Source organism: Kitasatospora setae KM-6054 (genome assembly GCF_000269985.1).
GTDB lineage: Bacteria > Actinomycetota > Actinomycetes > Streptomycetales > Streptomycetaceae > Kitasatospora > Kitasatospora setae.
In genome coordinates this window covers 8,059,954-8,075,931 of sequence record NC_016109.1, presented here as the reverse complement: position 1 = coordinate 8,075,931, position 15,978 = coordinate 8,059,954, and the positions used below count along the sequence as shown (strand labels likewise).

At 74.6% G+C, this 15,978-nt stretch carries 15 protein-coding genes; 11 read left to right on the top strand and 4 right to left on the bottom strand.

Annotation, left to right across the window (positions count from 1 at the left end; all coding sequences use genetic code 11):
- Positions 1-49: 49 nt before the first annotated feature.
- Positions 50-751: a hypothetical protein gene (locus KSE_RS35090; protein WP_014140143.1), complete on the bottom strand. Its 702-nt coding sequence runs from the start codon at positions 749-751 to the stop codon at positions 50-52.
- Entirely contained in the window at positions 748-1,995 is a 1,248-nt protein-coding gene (locus KSE_RS35085) for an aminotransferase class I/II-fold pyridoxal phosphate-dependent enzyme (RefSeq protein ID WP_014140142.1), read from the bottom strand. Before KSE_RS35085 ends, KSE_RS35090 begins: the two co-directional genes overlap by 4 nt.
- Before the next feature lie 648 nt (positions 1,996-2,643).
- Here KSE_RS35085 and KSE_RS35080 point away from each other — a divergent pair.
- From KSE_RS35080 to KSE_RS35030, 11 genes are all read left to right on the top strand, one after another.
- The gene (locus KSE_RS35080; protein WP_014140141.1) at positions 2,644-3,213 is read left to right on the top strand and encodes a TetR/AcrR family transcriptional regulator; all 570 of its coding nucleotides are present in this window, start codon (positions 2,644-2,646) and stop codon (positions 3,211-3,213) included.
- Positions 3,214-3,366: 153 nt separating this feature from the next.
- Positions 3,367-3,699: a DMT family transporter gene (locus tag KSE_RS35075; protein ID WP_014140140.1), complete on the top strand. Its 333-nt coding sequence runs from the start codon at positions 3,367-3,369 to the stop codon at positions 3,697-3,699.
- Positions 3,700-3,727: 28 nt separating this feature from the next.
- The gene (locus KSE_RS35070) at positions 3,728-4,171 is read left to right on the top strand and encodes a DUF5360 family protein (RefSeq protein WP_063747392.1); all 444 of its coding nucleotides are present in this window, start codon (positions 3,728-3,730) and stop codon (positions 4,169-4,171) included.
- Positions 4,172-4,378: 207 nt separating this feature from the next.
- Entirely contained in the window at positions 4,379-4,609 is a 231-nt protein-coding gene (locus KSE_RS35065) for a hypothetical protein (protein WP_014140138.1), read from the top strand.
- Between the two features lie 534 nt (positions 4,610-5,143).
- Positions 5,144-6,118, top strand: a complete 975-nt coding sequence (locus KSE_RS35060) for a TauD/TfdA dioxygenase family protein (RefSeq protein WP_014140137.1) — start codon at positions 5,144-5,146, stop codon at positions 6,116-6,118.
- A 61-nt stretch (positions 6,119-6,179) separates the two neighbouring features.
- On the top strand, positions 6,180-7,391 hold the full coding sequence (locus KSE_RS35055; RefSeq protein ID WP_014140136.1) for an ROK family protein: 1,212 nt from the start codon (positions 6,180-6,182) through the stop codon (positions 7,389-7,391).
- Positions 7,392-7,510: 119 nt separating this feature from the next.
- Complete coding sequence (locus tag KSE_RS35050) at positions 7,511-9,118, top strand: ABC transporter substrate-binding protein (RefSeq protein ID WP_014140135.1); 1,608 nt, start codon at positions 7,511-7,513, stop codon at positions 9,116-9,118.
- Between the two features lie 3 nt (positions 9,119-9,121).
- Positions 9,122-10,066 (top strand): ABC transporter permease, encoded by a 945-nt coding sequence (locus KSE_RS35045; RefSeq protein ID WP_014140134.1) that lies wholly within the window; start codon positions 9,122-9,124, stop codon positions 10,064-10,066.
- A gap of 7 nt (positions 10,067-10,073) precedes the next feature.
- Positions 10,074-10,919: an ABC transporter permease gene (locus KSE_RS35040; RefSeq protein WP_014140133.1), complete on the top strand. Its 846-nt coding sequence runs from the start codon at positions 10,074-10,076 to the stop codon at positions 10,917-10,919.
- A 64-nt stretch (positions 10,920-10,983) separates the two neighbouring features.
- Positions 10,984-12,621 carry a dipeptide ABC transporter ATP-binding protein gene (locus KSE_RS35035; protein ID WP_014140132.1) on the top strand — a complete coding sequence of 546 codons (1,638 nt, stop codon included), beginning with the start codon at positions 10,984-10,986 and terminating at the stop codon, positions 12,619-12,621.
- The gene (locus KSE_RS35030; protein WP_014140131.1) at positions 12,618-14,954 is read left to right on the top strand and encodes an arylsulfatase; all 2,337 of its coding nucleotides are present in this window, start codon (positions 12,618-12,620) and stop codon (positions 14,952-14,954) included. The genes KSE_RS35035 and KSE_RS35030 overlap by 4 nt, the downstream gene beginning before the upstream one ends.
- 97 nt (positions 14,955-15,051) lie before the next feature.
- Here the strand turns inward: KSE_RS35030 and KSE_RS43160 are convergent, their stop codons facing one another.
- Both KSE_RS43160 and KSE_RS35025 read right to left on the bottom strand, forming a co-directional pair.
- Positions 15,052-15,195 carry a hypothetical protein gene (locus KSE_RS43160; RefSeq protein WP_157850044.1) on the bottom strand — a complete coding sequence of 48 codons (144 nt, stop codon included), beginning with the start codon at positions 15,193-15,195 and terminating at the stop codon, positions 15,052-15,054.
- A 180-nt stretch (positions 15,196-15,375) separates the two neighbouring features.
- Positions 15,376-15,849 (bottom strand): GNAT family N-acetyltransferase, encoded by a 474-nt coding sequence (locus tag KSE_RS35025; protein WP_014140130.1) that lies wholly within the window; start codon positions 15,847-15,849, stop codon positions 15,376-15,378.
- Between the last annotated feature and the right edge of the window lie 129 nt (positions 15,850-15,978).

Below are 15,978 nucleotides of genomic sequence, written 5' to 3'. Positions count from 1 at the left end.
GGCGTCGGTGGCTGGGTCGGGGTGTCGGCTCGGTTCCTCTGGGGGTGGGCTATCCGGGACGGGGCGGTTCGGGGCGGAGCCGGCCGGGGCCGGGCGGTGCGGGGCTGAGCGGCTGTTCGGGGGCGGGCGGGGCCTCGGACGGGGTCACGGACGGGGTCACGAACGGGGTCTCGGGCGGGGCCTCGGACGGGGGCGCGGCGGCCGGCCGGACGCTCCCGGGCAGGTCGGCGACGAGCAGCAGCCCGCCGATTCCGGCGAGGGTGCCGAGGACGGCGGCGGTGGCCGCCGGGGCGGCGGTCGCGGCGAGCGCCCCGGCGGCCAGGGCCGTGGCGGCACCGGCCGCGGCCGCCGCGCGGGGTGCGGGGGCGAGCGCGACGGCGACGGCGAGGGCGGCGAGCGCGGCGGCGAGGGCCGCGCACCACGGGCTGCCGGAGGTCGCGGCGGCCGGCAGCGCGCCGCCGACCAGCAGCAGTCCGGCGGCCGGCGCCCAGCCGGGCCGGGGCCGGCCGGTGCGGTGGTGGAGCGCGGCGGCCAGTGCGGCGAGCGCGGTCCCGGCCGCGGCGGCGGCGCACCACGACAGGTCGGGCCCGCCGCCGTCGCCGGGCGGGCCGGGCGCGGGGGCGAGTCCGACGCCGAGGACGGCGCCGGCCGAGGCCCCGGCCAGGGCGGCGACGGCGGCCCGGAGCGCGGGCGGTGCCGCCCGGCCCGGGGCGGCGGGCGGCACCGCCCGCGGGTCGGCCGCCGTGCTCACGGCCGGGCTGCGGCGCCGGAGTAGGCGAGTTCGGCGAGCGCCTCGACCGCGTAGCCGTCGTCGACGTCGGGTTCGTCGTCGGCGAGGAAGTGCTCGGCCCGGGCGCCGAGCGCGTCCAGGACCCGGTCGAGGTGCTCGGTGGTGTGGGTGGCCATGAAGCTGAGCCGCAGCCGGGGGGAGGCGGCGGGCGGCAGGACCGGGTTGGTGTAGACGCCGGCGTCGATGAGCTCGCGCCAGAGCACGATGGTCTCGATGGTGCCGCGGGTGCGCAGCGGGATGACCGGGGTGGCGCTCTCGCCCGGGCTGATGCCGCGCTGGCCGAGGCCGGCCCGCATGTACTCGGCGTTCTGCTGGGCGCGTTCGGCCCGCCAGGGCTCCTCGCGCAGGATCCGCAGGGCGGCCAGCGCGGAGGCGGCGCTGGCCGGGGTGGGCGAGGCGCTGAAGATCAGGCTGCGGGCGTGGTGCTTGAGGTAGTGGATGACGTCCTCGTCGCCGACGACCGCGCCGCCGAGGGAGGCGAGCGACTTGCTGAAGGTGACGGTGATCAGGTCGACCCGGTCGGTGAGGCCGAAGTAGGAGCAGGTGCCGCGGCCCTTGTCGAGCACGCCGAGGCCGTGGGCGTCGTCGACGACCAGGCGCGCGCCGCGCCGCTCGCACACCTCGACGATCTCCGGCAGGGCGCAGAGGTCGCCCTCCATCGAGTACACGCCGTCGACGACGACGAGCTTGCCGGCGCCGTCCGGGACGGCGGCGAGGGCGCGGTCGAGGGCCGGGATGTCGTTGTGCCGGAAGCGTCTGAGCTTGGCGTCGCTCAGCCGGCCGCCGTCGACGATGGAGGCGTGCGCGGCGCGGTCGGCGAAGACGACGTCGTCGCGGCCGGCCAGCGCGCTGATGGTGCCGAGGTTGGCCTGGTAGCCGGTGGAGATGACGGCGGCGGCGGGCTTGCCGTAGAAGTCGGCGAGCTCGGCTTCCAGTTGGTCGTGCAGGGCCAGGTTCCCGTTGAGGAACCGGGAGCCGGTGCAGGAGGTGCCGAACTGCTCCACCGCCCGGATGGCGGCCTGCTTGACGCGCGGGTCGGCGGTCAGTCCGAGGTAGTTGTTCGACCCGCACATGACCAGCTCGCGGTCACCCAGCGTGACCGTGGTGCCCTCGTTTCCGGTCAGCGGCAGGAAGTACGGGTAGATGCCGGCCGCCATGGCGTCGCGGGCGGCCGTGTAACCGGAGACCTTTGAGAATATGTCCACTATATTTCCCCCGAAATCCTATGGGCGGTGCACCGGCGGTCCGGAGAGCGGTGATTGACCGGCGGGCGGAATGGCGAATGCGCCCCGGGTGCCCGATGGCTTTCGGGCGGGTGGAAGTGCCACGGGTCGCGGAAGGGCGGACCGGCCTCGCGGCGGCGCGTCGTTGCGCCGCTCCGGGCCAGCTGCGCCCGGTCGTGCCGATGCTCGGCGGACGGCCGGAGAGGGTCGGACGTGTGACGGACCGCCCGGGTCACTCCCAGACAGGGATGACTGCGTGACGGATCGTCAGTCAGTGCGTGAAGGGCTTTCGACGGCTGCGTCGACCCGCGTCGGGCCGGTTCGGACGCAGCCGGAACCGCATGGCTCGCAATGGTCCCCCGTGGATGTCGAAGAGCGTTTCCCCCGGGCCCGGGTGAATTCCCGGACCGCCTTTTCGATCATCGTTCCTGGCAAAGCATCGGGCCATCGGCGGATCGATCTTCAGCCGCCTCTCCGCCGCTGGCCGAGGAAACGAAAGCATGCGCGCCGGAGGCTGTCAACAACCGTTCGAAAGCGGCGTATTGGCGTTTCCTGCCGTTACTCGCCAGTTCTGCTAGGCTGGGACCGACCGTCTAGACGGTTCGTAACACGGAGAGAAGGAACCACCCAGTGCGTGATCAACTGCTCGACGCCGTCGAGCGGCTCCTGGTGCGGGGCGGTGTCGACGCGGTGCGCCTGGACGCCGTCGCCGTCGAGGCCGGCGTGAGCAAGGGCGGCCTGCTGCACCACTTCCCCAGCAAGCGGGCCCTCGTCCAGGGCGTCGTCGAACGCCTCGCCGACCGGTTCGAGGCGGTGCTGCCCGGGCCGGACGCCCCGCCCGGCGCGTTCGCGCTCGCCTGGCTGGACGCCAGCATCCCCACGGAGTCGCCGACCGGGGACGGCAGCGGCGCCGACCAGGTGCCGGTCGCCCTGCTCGCCGCGGCCGGCGGGCCCGAGGTGCTCGACGTCCTGCGGGGGCGGTACGACGCGTGGCAGCGCCGGCTCGTCGACAACGGGCTGGATCCGGCCGTCGCGACGCTCGTCCGCTTCGCGGTCGACGGCTGGTGGACGTCCCGGCTGCTCGGCCTCGCCGTCCCGCACGACGACCTGCACCGACGGCTGCGCGAGCTGCTCGTCGACCTCACCCGCCCGGGCGGCGGCCCGGTGCCGGGCGCGGCGGACGCACCGGAGCACGGGTAGCGCACACCGCGCGCCGCCCGTGGCCACGGGCACGCCCACGGCCGCACCGCACGCAGCCGGACGATCGAGGGGGATCGTCCGGCCGGTCGACCCGGACGGGACCGTCCCGTCCGGCCGAGTCAGCACGATGACGGATGACGGGGGACGGACGGCATGACGGCATACCTTCTGGTCGGAGCGGCGATCTGCGCCGAGGTCACGGCCACCCTGGCGCTGCGCGCCTCGCACGGCCTCACCCGGCTGCTGCCCAGCGCGGTCGTCGCGATCGGCTACATCGCGGCCTTCGTGCTGCTCGCGCAGGCGCTCAAGTCGCTGAACGTCGGCCCGGTGTACGCCGTCTGGTCCGGCCTGGGCACGGTCGGCGCGCTGGTCGGCGGGGTGATCGTCTTCGGCGAGCCGGTCAAGCCGGCCACCGTGGCCGGGGCGGTGCTGGTGGTGGCCGGTGTCGCCGTGCTGTACCTCGGCGGGGGGATGAGCCACGAATGACGCCACGACCCGCGGCAGAGGAGTCCCCATGCGTGCCACGTCCGCCCCGAGCAGGGTGCTGCGCTTCACGAAGGCGTCGATGCTCGTCACCGACATCGGCTTCCTGCTCTACTGGACGGCCACCCTGCTGGCCCTCGTCCCGGCCCAGTACGCGTACAAGGACTACGACAACCCGGTCCTGAGCGACTGGAACTACTCCTTCGTCCTGCTGGACGTGCTCGCGAGCGCCACCGGCCTCACCGCGCTGCGGCTCAGCCGCTGCGGCGCGGCGAGCGGGGCCCGGCCGCTGATGCTGGTCTCGCTCGCGCTCACCAGCACCGCCGGGCTGCAGGCGGTCGCGTTCTGGGCGCTGCGCGGGGACTTCTCGATGGCCTGGTGGCTGCCGAACCTGTTCCTGCTGCTCTTCCCGGTGCCCGGCATCGCGTACCTGGTGCGGCAGATGGCCGCCGAACCGGGCCGGCCCCCGGCCTGACGCCCGCCCGCACACCTGCCCTTCCGGGCACCCTCCCGGCCCGGCTCCCGCCCGTACGGGCAGCGGCCGACGGCACTACGCGGCACCACACGACGCTGGACAGCACCACACCGCGCTGCGCCGAACGGGCCTCCCCGCGTCACCCGCCCGTAGCGCGGCGCGTTGGAACGGCGTCAGCCCTTCCCCTCTCCCCCGAGGACCCGCCCGATGCGCACCGCACTCACCGCCCTCGCCCTGGCCGCCGCCGCCCTGCTCACCCCGGCCGCCACCGTCACCGCCACCGCCGCCCCGGCCCTCGCCGACGACGCACCCGCCTCCGCGCCCGGCCCGGTCCCGAACCAGGGCTACAGCATCCCGGTCGGCGCGATCACCGACCTGGGCGCCCTGCCGGTGCTGGGCGGCCTGGGCAACGACTTCGCCCACCTGCTGGGGCAGTAGGCCCCCGGCGCCGGGACACCTGCACAGGGGAACACCGGCCCGGTCGAACGCCGGTCCGGTTGTTTCCGCTCCGAAAGTTTTCCCCGGCCCGGCGGGCGGTGACAAGGGCCCGCCGGGCTTCGTCGTGGTCCCTTCACCAGGCCGCAACATGTCGAAATACTCCGCAACACCCGCTCTCAACTGGGGTTTTGGCGATTGACAGCGGGCGTTCGGGCCGAGCACGATGAGCGCCGAGCCCAGTCGTAGCGAACCGGAAGGAGGGCCGATGCGTACCGTCGTTGTCGTCTGTTGTCCGTCGTGCCCGGTCCCGGTGCGCGTGCGGCGTGGTGGCTGTTGTCGGCGCTGCCGCGGGTAGTCCGGCCGCGTTCCCCTTCTTCTCCTCTTCCTCTCTCCGTCGCGGCGGCGTGCCCTGGGGCCCGCCCGGTGCCGCGGCGTGTCCGCTCCGGCCGACGTGGCGCCCCCTGGCGGCGCCGCGGCCGTCGCTCCGTCGCTCCGTCTCTTCGTCTGCCCGTCCGTCCGTGAAGGAGTTCCACCATGTCCGTTTCCACTTCCGTTCCCACCGAGCTGCGGCTGACTCCGGCGGCGGGCCGGATCGGCGCGATCGTGCACGACGTCAAGCTGGGCGCCGACCTGCCGGCCGAGACGGTGGCGGCGCTGGAGGCCGCGCTGTACGAGCACAAGGTGCTCTTCTTCCGCGGCCAGGAGCACCTGGACGACGCCGAACACGAGGCGTTCGCACGGCTGTTGGGGCAGCCGGTGTTCCACCCGACGGTGCCGAGCGCGGACGGCCGGTACATCTTCGAGCTGGACGCCACCAAGGGCGTGCGGGCGAACAACTGGCACACCGACGTGACGTTCGTGCCCTCGTACCCGAAGGCGTCGATCCTGCGGGCGCTGGAGCTGCCGCCGGCCGGCGGCAGCACGGTGTGGGCGAACACCGCGGCCGCCTACCAGGACCTGCCGGAGCCGCTGAAGGTGCTGGCGGAGAGCCTGCGGGCGGTGCACACCAACGACTACGACTACGCGGCGAGCCTGGCGCTGTCGCCGGAGCTGGCCGACAACGCCGAGATCGCCGAGCGGTTCCGCCGGGTGTTCGTGTCGACGGCGTTCAAGACCGAGCACCCGCTGGTCCGGGTGCACCCGGTGACGGGTGAGAAGAACCTGCTGCTGGGCTCGTTCGTGCTGAAGATCGTCGGCGTGTCGGGCAAGGACAGCCGGGCCCTGGTCGAGCTGTACCAGCGGTACGTGGAGCGGCTGGAGAACACCGTGCGCTGGGACTGGCAGGTCGGCGACGTGGCGATCTGGGACAACCGGGCCACCCAGCACTACGCGGTGAACGACTACGGCGACGAGCCGCGCCTGGTCCGCCGGATCACCCTGGACGGCGACCTGCCGGTCGGCGTGGACGGCCGCCCGAGCCGCCTGCTGGAGCCGGCCGACCCGCCGCGGGTGGCCGGCCTGGTGCCCGCCGCCGAGCTGGAGGCCGAGGCGCTGGGCGCGAAGTCCTGAGTTCGGAGCCCGGATTCCCCCCCCCGCCGACCACCGTACGAGAAGAAGAGGAGTCGACCGCGTGAACGGCACCGTCCGTGGCACCGCGGCACCCCGGGCCGGGGACGACCGGCGGGAGGCGAACGCCGCCACCGTGCTGCGGGCGGTGCTGGACCACGGGCCGGTGGCCCGCAGCGGGGTGTCCCGGCTGACCGGGCTCAGCCCGGCGGCGGTCTCCCGGCAGACCGTCGACCTGCTGCGGCTCGAACTGCTGGTGGAGCGGCCGGAGTTGGCGGTCGCCGCGCCGGGGGTGCGGGGCCGTCCGCAGCTGCCGCTGGACATCGACGACCGGCGGCTCGCGGTGGCCGGGCTGCACGTCGGCCTGCCGTACAGCACCTTCGCGCTGCTGGACCTGCGCGGCCGGGTGCTGGTCCGGCAGGAGCTGCCGAACGGCGGACGGCGCGGCCGGGCGGTGCTGAAGGCGCTGCTGGAGCGGGTGCCGCGGCTGCTGGCGGCGGCCGCGACCGGGCCGGCGGCCGGCCGCCGGGTGCTGGGCCTGGGCGCGGTGACCGGCGGGGCGGTGGACGCCGAGCGCGGGATGACCGTCCGGCACGAGCCGCTGGGCTGGCGGGAGGTGCCGCTGCGGGAGCTGCTGGAGCGGGCCACCGGCCTGCCGGTGCGGGTGGACAACCACGCCCGGGCGCTGGCGGCGGCGGAGGTGCTGTTCGGCGATCCGGCGGCCCGGCGCTCGATGGTGCAGCTGTTCGTCGGCCACGTGGTGGACGCGTCCATCTCGGTGGCCGGGACGGTACACCAGGGTCCGCCGTCGGTGACCGGCGACGGCGGGCACCTGCCGGTGCCGGGCAGCTCGGCCCGATGTCACTGCGGCCGCCGCGGCTGCCTGTCGGTGGCCGCCTCGGACGACACGCTGTTCGCGGCGGCGGTCGAGCAGGGCGTGATCGCCCGCCCGGACCGGCAGTTGCTGCTGGCGGCGGTCCGGGCCGGCGACCCGCGGGCCGACGCGCTGGTGCGGGAGCGGGCCGTGGTGGTGGGCGGGGCCCTGGCCCTGCTCGCCGACGTGGTCAACCCGGACCTGCTGGTGCTGACCGAGACCTTCTCGGTGGCCGATCCGGCCTATCTCGCGGCGGTGCGCGAGGAGTTCGCGCTCCGCTCGCACCTGCACCGGGACGCCTCGCTGCTGGTGGCGCAGCGCTTCGGCGCGGACGCGCTGGCGGTGGCGGCCTGCGCGCCGGTGCTGGGCGAGCTGTACGCCCGGCCGCTCCCCGGCTTCTGACCGTCCCCTCCCTGCGCCGCGCCGGCTCCCCTGCCCGCGCCGCCTGCCCGCGCCGCGCCGCCTCCCGCCCCTCCCTGCCTTCTCTACTCGAACTCGCTTCTCTCGAAGGACTGTTGACGATGACCGTGTTCTCCGCCGGCTCCGGTGGCCAGCTTCCCCTCTCCGCGCTCTCCCGCCGCGCCCTGCTGCGCGGTTCGCTGGCGGGCGTCGGTCTGCTGGCGCTGTCGGCCTGCCGTTCGGCGGCGGACTCCTCGCCGGCGGCGGACGCGGCGGGCGCGGCGGCCTCGCCGCGCCGGGGCGGGGTGCTGACGGTGGGCGTCGGGGTGGACTTCACGCCGGCCCTGCTGTTCGCGCAGAGCGCCAACTCGCTGCTGCAGCGCCTGGTGTTCAACACGCTGACCCGCTACGACGAGCAGCTGCGCCCGCAGCCGGAGCTGGCGAAGAGCTGGGAGGTGGCGGCGGACGGCCTGAGCGTGACGCTGAAGCTGCGCGAGGACGTGGTCTTCCACAGCGGGCGGAAGTTCACCGCGGACGACGTGGTGTTCGCCATCAAGAACCTGCAGAACCCGGTGCGTTCGGCGCAGTTGAGGTCGACGGCGGCGACCGTGACGGACTTCCGGAAGAACGGCGACTTCGAGCTGACGCTGGTGCTGGCGCACCAGGTGTCCAACCTGTTCGACCTCTTCGAGTTCATGATCATCGCGGATTCGGCGAGCGTCGAGGACGCCGTCGCGGGCACCAAGCTGATCGGCACCGGCCCGTTCACCCTGACCGACCGCAAGCCGGGCGCCTCGCTGAGCTTCGCCCGCAACGAGAAGTACTGGAACCCGGGCCGGCCGTACCTGGACGGCGTGGAGATCAAGGTGATCCCGCAGGCCGAGACGCTGCTGTCGTCGGTGAAGACCGGCCAGGTGCACCTGTCGTACGCGGTGCGCGGCAAGGACGTGGCGACGCTGAAGGACGACAAGCGGTTCCGGATCACCCAGTACGACACCGGCGCGGGCGCGTACTACATCGGCGCGAACGTGTCCGTCCCGGAGCTCCAGGACAAGCGGGTGCGGCAGGCGATCGCCTGGGCGATCGACCGGGACCGGCTGGTGCAGCAGGCGCTCGGCGGCTACGCGTCGGTCTCCTCGGTGCCGTGGCCGAAGTCCTCCCCGGCGTACCGGGAGCAGGACGCCAAGCACTACCAGCACGACCCGGAGAAGGCGAAGGCGCTGCTGAAGGAGGCGGGCGTGACCTCGCTGTCGCTGCCGCTGGCGCACCAGTCGGACGCCGGGTCGACGGCGGTCGCGCAGATCCTGCAGTACGACCTGAAGCAGGTCGGCATCGAGGTGCAGCTGCAGCCGGTGGACTCGCCGACCATGCAGAAGCAGCTGATCTCGCAGACCATGCCGGCGCTGTGGACGCTCAGCCACAGCTTCGCGCAGGCGCACCCGGCGACGCTGGCGGTCAGCGCGTACCCGTTCAACGAGGCGAAGAACACCTCGAAGTTCTCCTCGCCCGCGTACACCGCGGCGGTGCAGAAGGCGTGGACCCGCTCGGACGCGGACAGCCCGGAGGCGAAGGCGCTGTACCAGCAGGTCACCGACATCCTGCTGGAGGAGCAGTTCATCGTCGACCTGGCGATCGCCGGGCTGGTGGAGGTCGCCGGGGCGCAGGTGCACGGCGCGACGCTGAACAAGTACTCGTACCTGAACCTCGACGACGCCTACCTGGCGGGCTGAGCGGTGCGGACCTTCCTGTTCAGACGGCTGCCGAGCGGGCTGGCGGTGCTGCTGGCCGCCTCGTTCACGGTGTTCCTGATGCTGCGGCTGATCCCGGGCGACCCGGCGACCACGCTGGCGGGGCCGGACGCCTCGCCCGCCACGGTCGCGGCGATCCGGGAGCGGCTGGGGCTGGACGCGCCGCTGCTCTCGCAGTACGCGCACTGGCTGGGGCAGGTGCTGACCGGTGACCTCGGGCCGAGCTACGCGATCGGCGGGCAGGTCTCCGGCCTGATCGCGGACGGCCTGGCCGCGACCGTGCAGCTGACCGTCGCCGCGCTGCTGCTGGTGGTGGCGCTGGCCGTGCCGACCGCGCTGTACGCGGTGGCCGGGCGGCGGCGGGCGCTGACCGGGGCGCTGCGGGCGCTGACCACCGGGGCGCTGGCGGTGCCGCCGTTCGTGACCGGCGTGGTGCTGGTGCTGGTGTTCGCGGTGGGCCTGGGCCTGCTGCCGGCCGGCGGGCACGCCTCGCTGTTCGACGCGCCGGACCTCGCGGCGCAGTACCTGGCGCTGCCCGCGCTCTGCCTGGCGCTGCCGAGCGCGGCGATCCTGGCCCGCTACCTGCAGGACGGCCTGGAGCGGGCGCTCGCCGAGGACTACGTGCGCACCGCGACGGCGCTCGGCGTGTCGCGGCGGCGGATCCTGTGGCGGCACGCGCTGCCGAACGCGCTGCCGTCGGCGGTGACCGTGCTCGGCCTGCAGATCGGGCAGTTGATCGCGGGCGCCGTGGTGGTGGAGCGGATCTTCGCCTGGCCGGGGCTGGGCCAGCTGATCGAGCAGGGCGTGGCGCGCCGCGACTACCCGGTGGTGCAGGACCTGCTGCTGCTGGTGGTCGCCGGGTACGTGGCCGTGCAGCTGCTCACCGACCTGTTGTACTCCTGGCTCGACCCGCGCGTGCGGTGGGAGTGATGCGACGATGACCACGATCTCCCTTCCCGCGGCGGCCCGTCGGGGCGGCCGCTACACCGCCGGGCTGCGCTCCTGGCGGGGCGTGACCGGCCTGGTGCTGGTCGGGACGGTCACGCTGGCGGGGCTGCTGGCCCCCTGGCTGACCGACGCCGACCCGAACGCGCAGGGCCCGCTGGCGCTGGCCGGGCCGAGCGGTGACCACCCGCTGGGCACCGACGACATCGGGCGGGACCTGCTCAGCCGGATCCTGCACGGCATCCTCACCGACCTGTCGATCATCCTGACGGCCGTTCCGGCGGGCGCGCTGATCGGCGCGGCGCTGGCGCTGCTGGCGGGCACCTCGCGGGCCGCCGACCTGGTGGTGCAGCGGCTGTTCGACCTGGTGCTGTCCTTCCCCGGGCTGATCCTCGGCCTGGCGGTGACGGCGATCCTCGGTCCGGGCCGCTGGCCGGTGGTGATCATCATCGCGCTGGCCGAGATCCCGTACTTCGGCCGGCAGTTGCGGGCCGGCGTGCTGGTCCAGCGGGAGCGCGAGTACGCGCTGGCCGCCCGGGTCGGCGGCGCGAGCCGGGCCCGGGTGCTGCTGCGGCACGTGCTGCCGAACGCGGTCGACCCGCTGATCGTGCAGGGCGCGGTCGCCCTCTCGGTGGGCGTCTTCATCGAGGGTGCGCTGAGCTTCCTGGGCCTGGGCGTCCGCCCGCCGGAGCCCACCCTGGGCAGCCTGATCAGCGGCTCGGTCGCCTACCTGGACACCCATCCGGTGCTGGCCGCCGCCCCGCTGGCCGTCACCACCGCCCTCGTCCTCGGCTTCACCCTGCTCGCCGAGGCCCTGAACCGGGGGGTGCGCTCGTGAGGGCCGGCCGCCGCCCCGAGCGGCGTCCCGACCAGAGCAGCGTCCCGTACCGGAGGGCAGCACGATGACCGAACTGATCGACCGCCCGCCCCAGGTGGGTGAACCCCCTTCGGCCACGGCCGAGTTGCTGCGGGTGCGCGGCCTGCACGCGGCGTTCGGGGAGCGGGTGGTGGTGCGCGGGGTGGACTTCGCGCTGGGGGCCGGGGAGAGCCTGGGGATCGTCGGCGAGTCCGGGTCGGGGAAGTCGACGACCGCGCTGGCGCTGCTGCGGATGCTGCCGGCCGGGGGCCGGATCACCGGCGGCTCGGTGGAGTTGGACGGCCGGGACCTCGCGGGGCTGCCCGAGGAGGCGCTGCGGGCGGTGCGCGGCAAGCGGATCGCGATGGTCTTCCAGGACCCGATGTCCTCGCTGAACCCGGTGCTCTCGGTGGGCCGCCAGCTGGACGAGGCGCTGCGCGCGCACGGCGGGCGCCGGCCGAAGGCCGAACGGGCCGCCCGGGCGGCGGAGTTGCTGGAACTGGTGGGGGTGCCGAAGGCGGCGTCCCGGCTGGGCGACTACCCGCACCGGTTCTCCGGCGGCCAGCGCCAGCGGATCATGATCGCCCTGGCGCTGGCGCACGACGCGCAGGTGCTGGTCGCGGACGAGCCGACCACCGCGCTGGACCCGACCGTGCAGCGGCAGATCCTGCGACTGCTGACCCGGATCAACCGGGAGCGCGGCACCGCGCTGGTGGTGATCAGCCACGACCTGGGCGTGATCGCCGAGACCTGCTCCCGACTGCTGGTGATGCGCGACGGCGAGGTGGTCGAACAGGGCCCGACCGAGCGGCTCCTGACGGACCCTCAGCACGTCTACACGAAGTCCCTGCTGGCCGCCGTCCCCCGGCTGGAGGCCCCGTCCCGGGCCGCCGCCAACAGCACTCCGGGCGCGGAACCGCTGCTGGTGGTGCGGGGGTTGGCGAAGGAGTACGGCCCGCGCCGGCGCCGGACGACGGCGCTGGAGTCGGTCGACCTGGAGCTGCATCCGGGCGAGACGCTGGGCCTGGTGGGCGAGTCCGGGTCGGGCAAGTCCACGCTGGCCCGGGCGCTGGTGGGCGCGCACGCGCCGAGCGCGGGCAGCGTCCGCTTCGACGGGCAGCCGCTGCTCGGCAACCGGGCCCGGCGGGAGATCCAGATGGTCTTCCAGGACCCGTACGCCTCGCTGAACCCGCGGCTGACGGTGGGCCGGATCATCGCCGAGCCGCTGATCGCGCACCGGATCGGCGACCGGGCGCAGCGGCGGGCCCGGGTGGCCGAACTGCTGGAGCAGGTGGGCCTGGAGGCGTCGGCGGCGGACCGCTCGCCGCGCGAGTTCTCCGGCGGCCAGCGGCAGCGGATCGGCATCGCCCGGGCGCTGGCGCCGCAGCCGCGGGTGCTGGTCTGCGACGAGCCGGTGTCGGCGCTGGACGTGTCGATCCAGGCCCAGGTGATCGACCTGCTGGCGCGCCTGCAGCGGGAGTTGGGCCTGGCGGTGCTGTTCATCGCGCACGACCTGGCGGTGGTCCGGCAGGTCAGCCACCGGATCGCGGTGCTGCACCAGGGCCGGATCGTCGAGAGCGGCCCGGCCGACCGGGTCGTCACCGCCCCCGAACACCCGTACACGGCCGAGCTGTTGGCGGCCGTCCCGTCCCTTCCCACCGCTACCCCCGGGAGTCAGGCATGAGCAGCAGCGAGACGGCGGGCCACCGCCGCGACCCGTACGAGGGCTTCCCCGGCCGGGTGGGGCGGACGTTCGGCGAGTCGGTGCCGTCCTGGCCGCGCCGGGTGCGGCCGCGGACCGGGGCGCCGAACGTGGTGGTGGTGCTGGTCGACGACCTGGGCTACAGCGACATCGGGCCGTTCGGCTCGGAGGTGCCGACGCCGACCCTGGACGGCCTGGCCGAGCGGGGCGTGAAGCTCGCCAACTACCACACCATGCCGCTCTGTTCACCGGCCCGGGCCGCGCTGCTGACCGGCCTGAACCCGCACCGGGTGGGGTACTCGTTCGTGGCCAACGCCGACCCGGGCTTCCCCGGGTACGGGATGGAGATCGCCGGCGACATCCCGACCCTGGCGCAGACCCTGCACGACGCCGGGTACGCGACGTACGCGGTCGGCAAGTGGCACCTGACCCGGGACTCCGCCTCCTCGGCGGCCGACAACCGGGCCAACTGGCCGCTGCAGAAGGGCTTCGACCAGTACTACGGCGTCCTGGAGGGGCTGACCAGCCTGTTCCACCCGCACCAACTGGTGCGCGACAACTCGCCGTTGGACATCGACGAGTTCCCGGACGGCTACTACTACACCGACGACATCACCGACCAGGCGATCGGCATGGTGAAGTCGCTGCGGGCGCACGACGCGGACAAGCCGTTCTTCCTCTACCTGGCGCACAACGCGGTGCACGGCCCGCTGCAGGCCAAGCCGGAGGACCTGGCCCGGCACCGGGGCCGCTACGACGGCGGCTGGGACGAGCTGCGGGCGGCCCGCTTCGCCCGGCAGCTGGCGGCCGGGCACTTCCCGCCCGGCACCGAGCTGCCCGAGCGCAACGGCGAGGCCGGGTACGAGGTCGGGGCGTGGGACGAACTCGACGAGGTGCAGCGGAAGCTGTACGCCCGCTACATGGAGGTGTACGCGGCGATGGTCGACAGCGTCGACCAGAGCCTGGGCCGGATCACCGGCATGCTGGAGCAGCTCGGCGAACTCGACAACACCATCGTGGTGTTCACCTCCGACAACGGCGGCACCGGCGAGGGCGGCGCGGAGGGCACCCGCAGCTACTTCAGCCGCTTCGTCCACCACCCGAACCTGCCCGCCGACTGGAACCCGGACGTGCAGCGGGAGATCGACCTGATCGGCGGCCCGCAGTCGCTGGTGCACTACCCGCGCGGCTGGGGCATGGCCTCCAACACGCCGTTCCGGCTGTACAAGGGGCAGACCTACGCGGGCGGCGTGCGGGTCCCGTTCGTGCTGTCCTGGCCGGCCGGGCTGCCGCGCGCGGCGGACGACGACGGGGTGCGCGGGCAGTACCAGTACGTCACCGACCTGCTGCCCACGCTGCTCGAACTCGCGGGCGTGGAGCGGCCGTCGGAGCGCGGCGGGGTACCGGTGCAGGAGCTGGACGGGGTGTCGTTCGCGTCCGTGCTGCGGGCCGCCGGGGCGCCGTCGACCCACCGCGAGCAGTACTGCGAGATGACCGGCAACCGCTCGTACTACCGGGACGGCTGGAAGCTGGTCACCCTGCACCGGCCCGGCGCGCCCTACGACGACGGCGAGTGGGCGCTGTACGACCTGCGCACCGACCCGACCGAGATCCACGACCTGTCCGCCGAACACCCGGATCTGGTCAAGGAGTTGGCGCAGGCTTGGGAGGACGCGGCCTGGCGGAACGGGGTCTTCCCGCTGGCCGACGCCTCCGGCGGCTTCGCCCTGCGCAACCCGGACGAGGAGGCGCTGCGCCGCCCGGTGACCCTGCTGGCCGGCACCCCCGAGCTGGAGCGCTACCGCTCCTCCCGGCTGGTCGCGTTCCGCTCGTTCACGGCGGAGGTCGCGCTCGACCACCACGGCGCGGACGACCGGGGCGTGCTGCTCTCGCACGGCGACCAGGGCGGCGGCTACAGCCTGTACGTGGAGGACGGGCGGCTGCGCCTGGCGTACAACCAGTACGGCGAGCTGTTCGAGGCCGACGCGGGCGAACTCCCGCCCGGGGCGCACCTGGTGGCGCTGGAGGCGACGGCGGTGGCCGACCTGAAGTGGGAGTTCGCGGTGCGGGTGGACGGGGAGGTGACGGGCGCGCTCGGCCCGGTGCACCAGCTGATCGGGATGGCGCCGTTCCAGGGCATCAGCGTCGGCGTGGACCGCAAGTCGCCGGTCTCCTGGCCGCTCTGGGAGCGCCACCGCTCGTTCCGCTACACCGGCGCGCTGCGCTCGGTCACCTACCTGCCCGGCCCGGCCGCGCCGTACGACCCGGAGACGGTGGTGCGGGCGCTGCGGGAGGCGGCGGCGGCCTTCGAGTAGCCGGTGCGGCACCCCGGGCCGGCGGCCCGGGCGGCACGGAGGGGACGGGGGGTCGGCGGCCGGAAGGGCGCCGACCCCCCGGTCGCGTCGGCGCGGCCTACGCCGGGTGCCGGCCGCCGAACGCCCGCAGGACGCCGGCGGGCCGGACCAGGTCGTACCCCGGCGCCCGGTCCGGCCGGTCCGGTTCGGCGAGCAGGCCGCGCCGGCCCGGCCAGGACTCCGAGAGCCGGCCGACTGTCAATTCGCTCGGCTGGACGGCGAATTCGTACCGCTCGTCCGCCGGGACGGCCCGGCAGCAGGTCGACGACCGCGCGCGGCTCGTCGCACCGGACGCACGACGGGTCCTCGCCGCCGGGGCCCCGGCGGTCAGGCGGCGGTCAGGCGGCGGTCAGGCGGCGGTCAGGCGGCGGTCAGGAGGCGGTCAGGCGGCGGGCCCGGCGGGGGCGTCCAGCGGCCTGGTCCAGCGCCGCCACTGCTCCTCCCGGCCGTAGCCGGCGGCGCGCCAGGCGGCCTGGCCGAGGTCGTTGTGCTCCAGCACCATCGCGTCGGCGCGGCGGCCGCCGGCCTCGGCGAAGCGGGCGTGGGCGGCGTCGAGCAGGGCGGTGCCGATGCCCCGGCGGCGGGCGGCGGGGTGGACGGCGAGGCGGTAGAGGTGGCAGCGCCAGCCGTCCCACCCGGCGATGACCGTGCCGAGGATCGCGCCCTCGCCCTCGCCCTCGCCCTCGGCCCCGCCCCCGCTCTCGGCCAGGATCAGCGCCGCGCCGTCCCGCTCCAGCAGCCGGGCGACGCCGGCCCGGTCGTCGCTGATGCTGGTGCCCTCGGCGGCTTCGGCCCAGAAGGCCAGCACGGCGTCGATGTCCTCGGGGCGCGCGGCCCGCAGTTCGTACTCGCTCATGCGGACGTTCCTATCACCCCAGCTCAACGCCCTGCCATCGGTTTCCGGGCGGCCCCGGCGCGGCCGCGCCCCGGCCGGTTTCCGACGGTGCGTCAGCCGGCCGCCCCCGCCGCCCTTGACGCGGCGGGC

Excerpts from the sequence above, each read along its gene's own strand:
- KSE_RS35035 (WP_014140132.1), top strand. The coding sequence starts at position 10,984 with ATGACCGAACTGATCGACCGCCCGCCCCAGGTGGGTGAACCCCCTTCG.
- KSE_RS35030 (WP_014140131.1), top strand. The coding sequence starts at position 12,618 with ATGAGCAGCAGCGAGACGGCGGGCCACCGCCGCGACCCGTACGAGGGC.
- KSE_RS35050 (WP_014140135.1), top strand. The coding sequence starts at position 7,511 with ATGACCGTGTTCTCCGCCGGCTCCGGTGGCCAGCTTCCCCTCTCCGCG.
- KSE_RS35075 (WP_014140140.1), top strand. The coding sequence starts at position 3,367 with ATGACGGCATACCTTCTGGTCGGAGCGGCGATCTGCGCCGAGGTCACG.
- KSE_RS35065 (WP_014140138.1), top strand. The coding sequence starts at position 4,379 with ATGCGCACCGCACTCACCGCCCTCGCCCTGGCCGCCGCCGCCCTGCTC.
- KSE_RS35040 (WP_014140133.1), top strand. The coding sequence starts at position 10,074 with ATGACCACGATCTCCCTTCCCGCGGCGGCCCGTCGGGGCGGCCGCTAC.
- KSE_RS35070 (WP_063747392.1), top strand. The coding sequence starts at position 3,728 with ATGCGTGCCACGTCCGCCCCGAGCAGGGTGCTGCGCTTCACGAAGGCG.
- KSE_RS35060 (WP_014140137.1), top strand. The coding sequence starts at position 5,144 with ATGTCCGTTTCCACTTCCGTTCCCACCGAGCTGCGGCTGACTCCGGCG.
- KSE_RS35025 (WP_014140130.1), bottom strand. The coding sequence starts at position 15,849 with ATGAGCGAGTACGAACTGCGGGCCGCGCGCCCCGAGGACATCGACGCC.